Source organism: Rhodohalobacter sp. (assembly GCF_034521535.1).
Lineage (GTDB): Bacteria > Bacteroidota > Rhodothermia > Balneolales > Balneolaceae > Rhodohalobacter.
Map to the genome: position 1 here is coordinate 948,723 of NZ_JAXHMF010000005.1, position 13,155 is coordinate 961,877.

Annotated in this window: 11 protein-coding genes and 1 riboswitch; of the genes, 1 reads left to right on the forward strand and 10 read right to left on the reverse strand. The window is 44.2% G+C overall.

Going from position 1 to position 13,155, the window contains the following annotated elements:
* Positions 1-11 precede the first annotated feature (11 nt).
* From murD to mraZ, 7 genes are read right to left on the reverse strand one after another with little or no spacing between them, the layout of a single operon-like run.
* Positions 12-1,373 (reverse strand): UDP-N-acetylmuramoyl-L-alanine--D-glutamate ligase, encoded by a 1,362-nt coding sequence (gene murD / locus U5K35_RS11175; RefSeq protein WP_322571543.1) that lies wholly within the window; start codon positions 1,371-1,373, stop codon positions 12-14.
* Complete coding sequence (gene mraY / locus U5K35_RS11180) at positions 1,370-2,506, reverse strand: phospho-N-acetylmuramoyl-pentapeptide-transferase (protein ID WP_322571544.1); 1,137 nt, start codon at positions 2,504-2,506, stop codon at positions 1,370-1,372. The genes murD and mraY overlap by 4 nt, the downstream gene beginning before the upstream one ends.
* The gene (locus U5K35_RS11185; RefSeq protein ID WP_322571545.1) at positions 2,506-3,993 is read right to left on the reverse strand and encodes a UDP-N-acetylmuramoyl-L-alanyl-D-glutamate--2,6-diaminopimelate ligase; all 1,488 of its coding nucleotides are present in this window, start codon (positions 3,991-3,993) and stop codon (positions 2,506-2,508) included. The genes mraY and U5K35_RS11185 overlap by 1 nt, the downstream gene beginning before the upstream one ends.
* 4 nt (positions 3,994-3,997) lie before the next feature.
* Complete coding sequence (locus tag U5K35_RS11190) at positions 3,998-6,142, reverse strand: penicillin-binding transpeptidase domain-containing protein (RefSeq protein ID WP_322571546.1); 2,145 nt, start codon at positions 6,140-6,142, stop codon at positions 3,998-4,000.
* An 8-nt stretch (positions 6,143-6,150) separates the two neighbouring features.
* Positions 6,151-6,603: a hypothetical protein gene (locus U5K35_RS11195; RefSeq protein WP_322571547.1), complete on the reverse strand. Its 453-nt coding sequence runs from the start codon at positions 6,601-6,603 to the stop codon at positions 6,151-6,153.
* Entirely contained in the window at positions 6,603-7,526 is a 924-nt protein-coding gene (gene rsmH / locus U5K35_RS11200; RefSeq protein ID WP_322571548.1) for a 16S rRNA (cytosine(1402)-N(4))-methyltransferase RsmH, read from the reverse strand. Before rsmH ends, U5K35_RS11195 begins: the two co-directional genes overlap by 1 nt.
* Positions 7,527-7,991, reverse strand: coding sequence for a division/cell wall cluster transcriptional repressor MraZ (gene mraZ / locus U5K35_RS11205; RefSeq protein WP_322571549.1), 465 nt, complete (start codon positions 7,989-7,991; stop codon positions 7,527-7,529). It lies immediately after the preceding gene.
* A gap of 450 nt (positions 7,992-8,441) precedes the next feature.
* Here mraZ and U5K35_RS11210 point away from each other — a divergent pair, with 450 nt between their 5' ends.
* Entirely contained in the window at positions 8,442-9,062 is a 621-nt protein-coding gene (locus tag U5K35_RS11210) for a hypothetical protein (RefSeq protein WP_322571550.1), read from the forward strand.
* A 244-nt stretch (positions 9,063-9,306) separates the two neighbouring features.
* Here the strand turns inward: U5K35_RS11210 and U5K35_RS11215 are convergent, their stop codons facing one another.
* From U5K35_RS11215 to U5K35_RS11225, 3 genes are all read right to left on the reverse strand, one after another.
* Positions 9,307-10,377, reverse strand: a complete 1,071-nt coding sequence (locus tag U5K35_RS11215; RefSeq protein ID WP_322571551.1) for a hypothetical protein — start codon at positions 10,375-10,377, stop codon at positions 9,307-9,309.
* Positions 10,378-10,380: 3 nt separating this feature from the next.
* The gene (gene metX, locus U5K35_RS11220; RefSeq protein WP_322571552.1) at positions 10,381-11,427 is read right to left on the reverse strand and encodes a homoserine O-acetyltransferase MetX; all 1,047 of its coding nucleotides are present in this window, start codon (positions 11,425-11,427) and stop codon (positions 10,381-10,383) included.
* Between the two features lie 78 nt (positions 11,428-11,505).
* On the reverse strand, positions 11,506-12,855 hold the full coding sequence (locus U5K35_RS11225; RefSeq protein ID WP_322571553.1) for an O-acetylhomoserine aminocarboxypropyltransferase/cysteine synthase: 1,350 nt from the start codon (positions 12,853-12,855) through the stop codon (positions 11,506-11,508).
* 130 nt (positions 12,856-12,985) lie between these two features.
* Positions 12,986-13,118, reverse strand: a riboswitch (SAM riboswitch).
* Between the last annotated feature and the right edge of the window lie 37 nt (positions 13,119-13,155).

Sequence of the window (13,155 nt, forward strand, 5' to 3'; positions counted from 1 at the left end):
CAGGTTTTTTTTTAGAGTTCTAAAACGGATTCTTTAAATACTTTGCCACGGTGTTCATAATTGTCAAACATGTCGAAAGAGGAACAGGCCGGACTCAGAAGTACAACTTCACCCCGTTTTGCTACCTTCGAAGCTTTTTTCACGGCCTCTTTCATAGATTCCGCTTCAGTAAGATTCGGTACGGCGTCTTTCAACTGATTCTTAATCGCCTCTTTTGCTTCGCCAATTGCTACAACAGTGTGGACCTTCTCACGAATCTGTGTTACCAGATCGAGGTAATCATTTCCTTTATCACGGCCACCCAGAATAAGTACTATTGGCACGTTGAAGCTGTCCAGGGCAAACCAAACCGCATTGATGTTGGTCGCCTTACTGTCGTTGATGTACTTCACACCGTTGAAGGTTCGTACATATTCAAGGCGATGTTCAACACCTTCGAAGCTTTGCAGGCTCTCCCGGATATATTCATTTTTAATTTCCGAGGCCCGGGCAGCAAGTGCGGTAGCCATTCCATTACTTAAGTTATGCTTTCCGGGCAGTGCGATATCATCAATATTCATGAGGATCTCCTCTTTTTGGTCGAGTCGTATAATCAATTGTCCGTTGCGGACAAAAGCGCCATTTGGTACTTCAGATTCTGTAGAAAAAGCCATCATTTTAGGAGCGTTTTCCCTTTTGGATAGCTTTTTTGCAAAACCGGAAATCATATCATCATCGGCATTGTAGATGAACCAGTCTTTAGAAGTTTGGTTCTCAGCAATTCTGAATTTTGAAGCCGCATATTTTTCGAAATCATTATCGTACCGGTCTAAATGATCAGGCGTAATGTTTAAGATCACAGACACAGCAGGGTGGAAGGTGTCGATATGATCGAGCTGAAAACTGCTTACTTCTATCAGCGCATCTTTGGTTTCATCTGTTTGATCTACAAGCTCGGAAAATGCATACCCGATATTTCCGGCAACGATGCAAGCTTTTTCTGCAGTTTTCCAGGTGTGGTGCAACCAGTTCACAACCGTTGTTTTGCCGTTACTTCCGGTTACAGCCACAATCGGCGAGCGATTGAACCATGATGCCATCTCAATCTCAGAAAAGACCGGTTTTTCATCATTCAGGAATTTCTGGGCGATCGGTGAGGATGTAGGAACACCCGGACTTATCACAAGAAATTCTCCCTGCATGGCTCTTTCAGAATGAGTGTTCTCTTCAAACTCAATCGACTCTTTACGAAGTTTATTTGCAAACTTGGCATCCACAGTACCTGAATCTGAAAGAAAAGGAACGGCTCCTTTCTTTTTCAGCAGGATTGCTGCGGCTACTCCGCTACGGGCAGCACCGGCAATGGTGATATGTTTGTTACTAACGTTTATCATCGGAGTTTGAGAGTTAAAAGACTCAAAATTCCCAGCAGGATGGCGATAATCCAGAATCGAACTACAATTTTAGATTCTGCCCATCCCTTCTTCTCATAATGGTGGTGGATTGGTGTCATTAAAAAGACTCTTCGTCCTACACCATATTTTCTTTTCGTGTACTTGAAATAAGTGGTTTGAATGATGACTGAAAGAGTTTCAACCATAAAAATTCCGCATATAATAGGCAGTAAAAGCTCTTTGTGAATCATCAAAGCCAATGCCCCCAATGCTCCCCCGATGGCTAAAGAACCTGTATCTCCCATAAACACGGAAGCCGGATGAGAGTTGTACCATAGGAATCCAATACATCCACCAACCAATGAGGCTGCAAAAATGGTTAGTTCTCCTGATCCCGGTAAGTAGATTAAATCGAGGAAGTCAGAGAAGTCAACACGGCCTGATACGTAAGCAAAGATTCCTAAAATTACTCCTGCGATAGCGGATGTGCCCGAAAGCAATCCATCCAGTCCATCGGTGAGATTGGCGGCGTTACTCACGGCCGTGATAATAAAAATCACCATAGGAATGTAGATCAGCCATCCATACTCTTCTCCAAAAAATGCATAGTCAATGTTTACATCTTTTACGAAGGGAACGGTAGAAAGTGTGTTAAAATCATCAAAAGCAGGCCAGAAGTAGAGAGCGGCTCCCAAAACAAGCCCTACAAATACCTGACCACCCACTTTAAACCAGCCGTGCAAACCGGATTTATCTTTTTTAACAACTTTGATGTAGTCATCAATAAAGCCAACCACTCCCAGAATAAACATCACAAATATGATCATCCAGGTATAAATACTGTTCATATTCATCCAAAGCAGGGCAGGGATCAGTGTGGCTAAAATGATGATTACACCACCCATTGTCGGCGTGTTCGCCTTGCTTAGGTGTGAATCCAGTCCGATATCTTCCCGGATCACTTCTCTGAGCTGAAGTTTTTGCAGCCAGTGAATCATTTTTCTGCCTATGATCAAACTGATAATCAGAGATGTTACCGCAGCCAGGGCTGTTCGGGTTGTAATAAAGTCGAAAGCACCGAATCCCGGTGGGGCATAGTTTTGATTTAACCAGTCGAGAAGAGCGTACAGCATTAGTTATCCTCCCCGGTTTTTGTATTACGGCTTAATTTTTCCAAAGCATCGCGAGCCTCTTCACGATCGTCAAAGTGATTACGAATTCCGTTGATCTCCTGATAGGTTTCATGACCTTTACCTGCAATCAATATGATTGTGTTGCGGTCACTTTCAGAGATGGCCGTATGGATAGCCTCTTTTCTGGAAACTATAGATCTGAACGACATTGATGAACTAAATCCGGCCTGAATGTCTTCAATTATTTTTGCCGGATCTTCGCTACGGGGATTATCAGAGGTTACAATGACATCATCGCCGTACTCTTCAGCGATTTTTGCCATTTGTGGCCGTTTTGATTTGTCTCGATCACCGCCGCAACCAAAAACAATCATCAGTTTTTGATTCTCCTGTTTCAGTTCTGAAAGGGTGGAGGCAACATTTTCGAGTGCATCCGGAGTATGTGCGTAATCAACAAAAACAAGCGGATGCTTTTTGGATCCGGTATTCAGCATTACTTTTTCGAGCCGGCCCTCAGCACCTTTGCATGCGGGGATTGTATCAGCAATTAGTTTACCATCGTAACCCAGGCTGGTGCCAATTAGAAGAGACTGGACTACATTATAGGCGTTGAATTTGCCTGCAAGCGGTGTAAAAAACTTAACACCTTCAGCATCAATCAGGGTTTGATCGGGTGAAGTTTTTAAAATTTCAGCCTTAACTTGTCCTTTACCTTCAAAAGAGAAATCGATGACCTTGGCTTTTGTGTCTTGAACCATGTAATCAGCATATTCGTCATCGGCGTTTACAATTGCCCAGCTGGTTGATGGCAGTGAATCAAACAAAATCTTCTTCGCATCCGCGTAATTACTCATAGAAGAGTGGTAATCGAGGTGATCCAGGCTTAAATTTGTGAATGCGGCTATTTCAAAAGGAATTCCAGCAACCCTTTTTTGATGAAGCGCATGTGATGATACTTCCATAACCAGATAACTGCAGCCTTCATCAACGGCCTGTTTCATATCGGACGCGAGTTCTATAGGGTCTGCGGTCGTAAGGCGGCTGTCGAGTATTTTGTTTTTAATTCTTTTAGAAACTGTTCCAAATAGCGCGGCATCCTCACCCAATTCTGTCAAAATTTGCCAAACCAGGGTAGCGACCGTTGTTTTTCCATTTGTGCCTGTAATGGCAATGTTGGTCAAACTCTTGGCTGGATCGCCGGCCATGCGTTGAGCAAGTGGTGAAAGCAGTTCGCGGGTATTTTCAACCTTCAGAACGGCTACTTCTTTGGATGGTTCAATATCCTCTTCAACAATAATTACAGAGGCTCCGCTTTCCACGGCTTGCACTACAAATTTGTGCCCGTCGGTTTGAGTTCCACGTATGGCAATAAAAATATCGTTCTCTTCAACTTTCCTCGAATCCAGACATAGCTTGCCAAGTCGTTCAGGAGTTCCACCTTGAACGGTAATGGGTTTACTAAATGCTATGAGTTCGTTAAAGGTCATAAAATTAGTTTGTTGCCACCACGGTTGCACGCTCCATGGTTTGAGCTTTTCCCCGTACTGTAACGGTTCGTCCTTTTCTCATTAAATCACCGGCGCGAGGAAATTGTGTATAAATGGTTCCGGACCCTATCGTTTCGATCTCGAGTCCGCGGGAAAGTAATAGGGTTGTGGCTTGCCTCATGTTCATTTCTCTGAGGTCAGGGATTTCAGCAAATCCATCGGGTATCGAGTCAGCTTCCATACTTCCCAACTTTACTTTAATGGAACTGTTTCCGTTAATTTTTTCGCCTGAAGCAGGTTGCTGTTCAATTATATACTCGCCTGAACCGGAATAGTTTGCTGTTAAATTATTGCTTTTAAGGAGCAGTTGAGCATCTTCCCGATGTAATCCTTCAATTCTGGGAACGACTTTGCTATCCGCAATTTCGAAGTTTTCGCTATTTAAATTCCGGTGAATTTCATCATCCAATCCCGCAATTCTGGTGGCGATCTCCTTAAAAATGGATCCGGCAGTAAAACCTCCGTAAATACTGGTTCGAGGTTCATCGAGTAAAACAAACATTACATATTCTGGATCCTCAACAGGGAAAAATCCGGCAAATGATGCTCGGTAAGAGGCTTGATATCTTCCATCTACAAGTTTTTGAGCTGTTCCTGTTTTACCGGCTATTCTTAACCCTTCAACACTTGCCCATTCTGCTGTTCCCGAATCACTTACAACTTCTTCAAACACCGGGAGTAGCTTTTTAATGGTCGACTCTTTTGCAATTTGGCGAACCATGTTGGGTTTTGTTTGTTCCACAACATTTCCATACTCGTCGGTAATTTTTTCAACCATGTAGGGGCGCATCATTTGTCCTCTGTTAGCAAAAGCGCCGTATGCCTGAACCATCTGTATTGGAGTAACCTGCACCTCGTATCCAATCGACATCCATGGCAGTGTTACGCTGCTCCACTCGTAAGGTCGCTGAAGCCGACCGCTCATTTCGTTAGGCAGGTCAATGTTTGTAGGAGTGCCAAAGCCCATATTTCTGGCATATTGGTACAGGGTTTCCGGCTTAAGTCTCATCGCGATCTCGGACGTCGCAATGTTTGATGATTTTGCCATTACACCGGTGAAATCCAGATCTCCAAGCGGATCGTGATCCCGCATTACCTGACCGTGTATCACTTTCCGGCCGTTTTCAGGGGTTTCGAAAATTTCATCAAAGTTGACAACTCCCTGATCCACAGCCGCAATTGCAGTAACCAATTTAAAAGTCGATCCGGGTTCAATCATATCAGAAATAGCGTAGTTTCTTCTATTTTCTGAGTCGATAGAGGAGGGGTAATTTGGATCGTAAGTAGGATAGTTGGCCAATGCCTTGATTGCGCCGGTTTTTGGATCCATTACGATGGCCGTTCCATACTTCGCCATATGTCGCTTAATTCCGGACTCGAGTTCTTCTTCCGTAATCGCCTGGATATATGCATCAATGGTTGTATGCAAATTCAGCCCTTGTGCCGGCAATTTTTGAGGGGCACCTACATAGGCAAAGATTCTATTGTTCCGGTCTTTACGAACCTGCTGGAGGCCATTTGTACCTTTTAAAAGTGTGTTGTAACTATTTTCAAGGCCGGACATTCCATCGATGTTGTGGTTTACAAAACCCAAAGTATGAGCCGACAGAGATCCGAAGTTGTAATTTCTTCGATACTCCTCTTCTAAAATAAGACCGCGATATCCCAGTTCACTCAAATCATCATAGGCAGAAACCGGAATACTTCGCTCCAGTACGATATACCTGGATCGTGACGAGGAATTTTTAATCACATTCTGATAGTGCGTGGCAGATCTTCCCGTATGCTCACTTAAAACATTGGCAATGGTGTTGAGATGGTCGCGTGTGGTATTTGGTGCGTGTGGATCTACGGCCACTTTGTAGTTTATACTGTTTGTTGCCAGGAGTGAGCCGTTGGCATCATAAATATTTCCCCTCTGTGCCGAAATTGGAATAGTATCAATAGCCTGCTTGCTCCAAAGTTCTTTCAATCCGTCTCCCTCAAGCATGTTCACCCGAAAAATTTGCAATAAAATGGCCGCAGGCAGCAAGAACAGAAGTCCCAGCAGCAAAAACATACGCCCCATTATGGCAGTTCTTTCGTTCATTTACGCGTTTAGGGTTTAACTGTGATTATTTGATCTGCAGGTCCTGCATTGATGTAACCTTGCTGCCGCGCTCGCTGGTAGATCTCCTTAGGACCAATAAGCCGATCATACTCCAGCCGGGTGGCGTTATATTGACGCTGTACTTTATTGAATTCAACCTCCAGCTGACGAACCTCCTGAAGTGCCTGCTGTGTGCTGAATACATGTCCGATATAGAGAATCCCGCAAACTCCAATCAAGAAGCTTGCGAGTATGACCTTCCAGGGGGTAAAAGCCGGAAGGGCAGATTTTCTTTTTTGAGTAGGTTCTTTTTTGCGCGTGCCAAATGAATTGGTACTTCCATTAAATCCATTGCTGCCCAATGTATTTTTGGTTTTCCATGAAGAGGGTTTCCCGTTAGATATGCCTCTTCTATTAGGCTTCACACTCATATTCTCTTTGATAGGTGTTTGAATGTACATCAATTCACCTCCTTAATTTTTTCAGCAATGCGCATTTTTGCACTGCGGGATGCCGGATTCTTTTCAATCTCCTCTTCACCGGGTGTTATAATCTGTTTTACCAACGGTTCAATTGGATTGAGTGGCTTTCCGTAAAAATCTTTTTCAATACGCCCTTCAAAATTGCCGCTTTTAAAGAAGTGTTTTACCAATCGATCTTCGAGGGAGTGGTAGGAGATGGCAACAATTCGTCCGCCCACTTTTAGCAGTTTTAAAGAATCTTCCAGTGCTGATTTCAGAACCTCCATTTCACGGTTTACTTCGATACGGATTCCCTGAAATACGCGTGCCACCGATTTTATTGAAAATCTTCCTTTAACCACGTTTTCCACCGCATCCCGTAATTCAGAAGTGGTTTCGATGGGCCGGCGATTGATAATTTCTTGCGCAATCTGTCGACTCATACGCTCTTCACCGTAGTGAAAGATGACATCCCTTAATTTCTTGTAGTCGTATTCATTGACAACACTGTAAGCAGAAACACCGCTCATCGCGCTCATGCGCATGTCCAGCGGACCGTCGTGCTGAAAACTAAATCCTCTTTCCGGCTCTTTGATTTGATGAGTAGAAACTCCGTAGTCGAAAAGAATTCCTGATATTTCTCCATGATGCTCTGCAGGAATAAGTGTAGTGAGGTAGCCGAAGTTACCTTCTAAGGCTGTAAATCGTTCGCTATCACCGATACGTTCTTCAGAGGCACGAAGAGCTTCAGGATCCTGGTCAATTCCGAACAAATGGCCGTCCGGACCTAACTTTTCTAGAATAAGCTTACTGTGACCGCCGCCGCCAAGCGTGGCATCTATATATATACCGTTGGGATCTGTGATGAGATAATCAACGGACTCGCTAAGAAGTACAGGCGTGTGCTCGTAATATTCGGTCATCTACTCGCCTCCACTATTTTGTCCGCCCATAACTTCTTCAAAGAGGTCCTGATAGGATTCAAAACTTAGGTCGGCATCAACTTCTTCAAGTTTTTCAGGCGACCATAACTCAATTCGCTCGCCACTTCCTATAAATATGGCGCTGTCTGAGATTCCGGACCATTCCATTAAGTGGGATGGAAGAGAGATGCGGTTTTGTTTGTCCAGAACCAGATCTTCGGCAAATCGTAAAAAATTTCGTTTAACGGTTCGGCCCTGGCGGGAAAAACTGTTGATTTGAGAAAGCTTATCTTCAACACGTTCCCATTCATCTTGTGGGTAAAGATAGAGGCAAGGCTCAAGGCCTCTCAAAAGGGTAAACCTCTCCTGGGCCTCAGGCTTGAGGATTTTGCGTAGCTTAGCCGGAAAAGCAACACGGCCTTTATTATCTACACTGTGTTCATATTCCCCTTTAAAACTTGGCACGGGTTTTCTCTATTTATAGACTCAATACTACTCAGAGTCTGGATTGCTAAAACTATATGATAGCCGGTTTCTACCGGGTACGGGAACCTTGCTAATTAATTCCCCACTATCTCCCACTTCTACCCACAATGTACCTCATAGCCTCTGTATTTGTCAAGGGGAAAAGTATTTAGAGAATGAAAATTTTCTAAGCAAAACGCAGCAAGCTAAAAAAGTCTCCTATTTAGCCGTTAAAGGTCGATTTCTGCGTAGGTGTTTTTCGGTGGGTAGTAGGTGGGAGAGAGTGGTAGTGTGCTGGTAAGATAATTTAGTTCAGGTAGAGCTGAATATTTTGAGAGCGATGACAGCAGTATTGAAGAGTTTTCGCATATAAGGGTAGAAATCGATAAATGATTCAAATACAAAGTCGATTAAGTCGAATAAACAGTAAAACTTAAAAAAACCATTAACATGAGAAATCGAATCGGTAAAATTGCAGCTGTTTTTATTCTGTTGATTCTATCAGGCAGTCAGATTTTTGCTCAAAACAGAATTGAGCTTAATCTGGAACTGAGTGAATCACAATATAAAATGCTGGTCTCAAATATTGGAGAGAGAGGAATTTCAGCTGATGAACTTGCAAAGTGGCTTGTGGATAACGGACGGCTGACTGTTAAGGCAGAAAAAATGAATGAATTGAGTGGTAAGCTTCTGATGTACGTTTTAGGAGAAAGAGGAGTGGTTGGAAAGAATTCCTATCGGGTGATGATGTCAGATCGTCCTGCATCTTTAAGTATGATGATGAGTGGCCGACAATTAGAAGGTGATCTGAATAAGTATTTTCCCACTGATACATTTTTTCCCTCAGACATCTTTTTTCCTACTGATACGTTTTTCCCTACTGACACATTTATCGAATCCGATCGCAAAATAGAGCAGATGGCCATTGAAGTCGGGCGTAAGGTTTTAAGTTCAATGAGATCAGCCGATGGAAATGGTTTGGCAATTGTGCTGTTTGCCGTACCTGAGAAATTTGATCCTGATGCTCAAATTTCTACTGTTCCTGCAGTAGTTGCCGGTAGTGTGAAATAGGATGTAGACTGACTTTATAAAACCTCCTGACTAATAATCGGGAGGTTTTTTTATGTTAACATGAGTTCGAGATAAAGATGCCTCAAATGATGCAAGACGTCATATTGCACAATTTCAAGGGTGTTTTTCCTCGAAATGAAGTCGAAACGTGTTTTCGACTCCGTTCCGACCAGAATAACGGTCGAAACGGCGCTCAAACTGACGATTATCGATAAAGTTATATCGAACTCAAGTTATGTACTCTTTAGATTTTCAGTATATCCGCCAATACACCCGCAGCGGTAACTTCCTTCCCCGCACCCGGTCCTTGAATAGTAAGTGGCTGGTCATTGTATCTTTTGGTTCTGATCGTAACCAGGTTCGTGGTTCCCGACAAACTTCCCAGAGCGGATAATTTCGGAACTGATTCAATGCCGACATCAATTTTTCCATTTTGAAGTTTACCTGTATACCTCAAAACCCGGCCTGCTTCTTTTTCCCTGGTTATTTTCTTCTGCCAGCTGTTATCCACTTCAGCTAATCCTTCAAGGAATTGAGCAGCGTCTACATTTTTCAGATGACCGGGAATCAGTGATTCTACATTAACTTCTTCACGTTCTATTCGAACGCCGCAGATTCTGGCCAGAATCATAAACTTCCTGACAACATCTTCGCCCGAAAGATCGTCTCTGGGATCCGGCTCAGCATAGCCCAGGGTACGGGCCTTGTTAACCGTTTCACTGAATGGCGCACCATTTTCCAATTCTGAAAAGAGGTAGGTCATGGTTCCTGAAACCACACCGCTGATTTCGATAATTTCATCACCTGAAGCAATCAGATTTTTAATAGTACTCAAAACGGGCAAACCTGCCCCCACATTGGTCTCGTAATGAAACTCCACATCATAATCATGGGCAAGTTGATGCAGGTGTTCAAACGATTCCTGGCTTTGAGTGTTGGCAAGTTTGCTTGCAGTTACTACGTGAATTTGATTTTCAAATAGCTTCGAGTAAAGGTTTGATACTTCCAGGCTTCCGGTGGCATCTACAAAAATGACGCTTCCCTGTTTATAGGAGATCAATTTTTGGATTACCTCAGACCAATCCTTATCCGGCGCACTTTGCAGCTCTCTTCTTTGATAGTTTGCCTCTTCGCTTCTAAACCATTTCACATGCCGGGAATTGCAAATTCCAACAACACGAAGTGAGGGATGGTTTTCAAGCTGTTTGACAAGAGTGCAGCCTACAGCACCAACGCCGGCTATAAATACTTTTTTCACCGGTTTGGGTTTGGAAAAGGGTGTCCTGTTTTTTTTGATGGCGTGCAGATGTGACATATTTCAGTAGATTAAAAGTTCTTTTCGTTGAATAAAGGGGTTGATAATTTGGTTGAGCTGTTCAAACTCAATCAGGAATCCATCGTGACCGGCTGTGGAGCTGATCTCCGCATATCGTCCGTTGGGTAAAAATTCAGCAAGTTCTTTTTGTTCAGAAACAGGGTAGAGGTGGTCTGATTTGATTCCAATCACTTGAACCGGTATGTCTATTCGGTTCAGAATATATTCATAGTCATCACGGCCACGGGCAATGTCGTGAGAGTCCATGGCCTTTGTCAGGGTGATGTAGGTATGGGCGTCCATCCGCTTGGCCAGTTTTTCTCCCTGATAGTTGAGGTAGGATTCGATCTGAAATTGACCATCCTCATTCTGAAGTTTGCGTCCGAATTTTAGGTTATAGTCTTCAGGAGCCCGATAGGTGATCATCGCCATCATCCGGGCAGCAGCAACTCCTTTAAAAGGACCATTTTCAAGTTCGTAGTTTCCATTCTTCCAATTGGGATCGTTGGTAATAGCAGCTCTTTGGGCATGGCTGATACCGATCGCCCATGGAGTATGAGCTTTCCCCATGGCGATCAGTACAGCTGAACGAGCACGGCGATCCATAATGATGAATTCCAGCGCCTGCATTCCTCCCATGGAACCGCCGATAGCAAGCTCTATTCCTGAAACTCCAATCTGATCCAAAAACTGCTGCTGAAATCGGACCATATCCCGAATTGTGATTTCGGGGAAGTTATTTCTGTACGGTTTACCTGTTTCAGGATTGATGGATTGCGGACCAACAGATCCATAGCAGCTGCCCGGCACGTTGATACAGATGATAAAATGCTCATCCGGATCACAGACATTACCTTCACCGAAAATTCCCGGAAACCACTCATCAGCTGCGGCATGACCCGTAAGAGCGTGAAAAACCAAAATGACGTTATCTCCGGCAGAGTTGAGTTTACCCCACGTCTTGTAAGCAACAGGAGCATGTTCAAAGCGAAATCCGGATTCCGTGATAAACGGTTTTTCCAGCTCGCTGATATGAATTCCTTGGTTCATTTAAGGGTGATATATTTAAAATTTTTTCTAAAAAGACGGGATGTGAAAGAATTTCAAATCAATTCACATCCCATTGATTTAGGCTGTTGGTGTGGTTTCTTCTCTTTTTTGATCGATTTTGGCAAAAGCCTGTTCGAAGTCACCAATAATGTCATCGATGTGCTCAATGCCAACGGAAACGCGAATCAGGTCTTTTTTAACACCTCCGGCTTCCTGCTCACTATCACTCAACTGCTGGTGAGTGGTTGAGGAGGGATGTATCACCAATGTCTTGGCATCACCCACATTTGCCAGATGGCTTGCAAGCTCCACACTTTCAATGAATGATCGTGCGGCATCGTAGCCTCCTTTCACGCCAAAGGTGAGAACGGCTCCAAAGCGTCCGTTTCTGAGATACTTCTTGCCATTTTCGTGATGTGGGTGATCCGGCAGTCCGGTGTAGTTTACCCACGATACGGCGTCCTGTTCCTGCAGCCACTCGGCTAATTTTTGAGTGTTTGTGGTGTGACGCTCGGCGCGTAGTGAGAGTGTTTCCAATCCCTGAAGCAGCAGAAAGCTGTTGAAAGGAGATTGTGCTGCACCGATATCGCGGAGACCTTCAACGCGTGCGCGAATAGCAAAAGCGATGTTTCCAAACGGACCGTCTTCTCCGAATACTTCCCAGAAGTTTAGACCATGATAGCCGGGTGCCGGTTCGGTGAAAAGCGGATAGCGTCCATTTCCCCAGTCAAAGTTTCCTGCATCCACAATTACGCCGCCGATACTTGTACCGTGGCCGCCAATCCATTTAGTGGCCGACTCCACCACAATGTTGGCTCCGTGATCGATCGGACGTGCGATAGCGCCGCCGGCTCCGAAAGTGTTGTCCACAATCAGTGCGATGCCGTGCTTTTTGGCTACAGCCGAAATTCCATCAAAATCGGGCACATTTCCGCGCGGATTCCCAATGCTCTCTACGTAGATCGCCTTGGTATTGTCGTCGATGAGAGCTTCAAATTCTGCGGGCTCATCATTTTCAGAAAACTTCACATCGATGCCCAGGCGTGGAAGTGTAACCTTAAACTGATTATAAGTTCCGCCGTAAAGATTTTGAGTTGCTACAATGTTGTCACCGGTCTGTGCAAGGGTTGTGATGGTTAAAAACTGTGCTGATTGTCCGGATGCCGTGGCAACAGCTGCCGCTCCGCCCTCGAGAGCTGCTATTCGTTTTTCAAACACATCCGTGGTTGGATTCATGATGCGTGTATAGATATTTCCAAACTCTTTCAGCCCGAAAAGATCTGCTGCGTGATCGGTATCATTGAATTGATAGGATGTGGTTTGATAGATCGGAACGGCCCGTGACCCCGTTGTGGGATCGGGTTCCTGACCGGCATGAAGTTGTAGGGTTTCGAATCGGTAGTTTTTGGATTGTCCGTTGCTGCTCATGGTTCTGTTTGATTGAGGTTATGAGATATTTTGAAATCATGAAATAAAAAAAGCCTCTTCCGAAAATCCTGTGGGAAAGATTTTCAGAAGAGGCTTAAACAGAACCTGCAGTATCTACAGGGGTGCCGGCTTCTTATCTTTCCCAATTTTGATTATTGAAAATCAAAACGGGCAGGATTTAGCACCTGTCTCCCGACAATTCAATTGTCGGGACGGTTGCTAAGGTTTCACAGGGCCTGTCCCTCCACCTTTCTTGATAAGACTCAGATTGAAAAAGAACGATGTTCAGTTACCTGAACG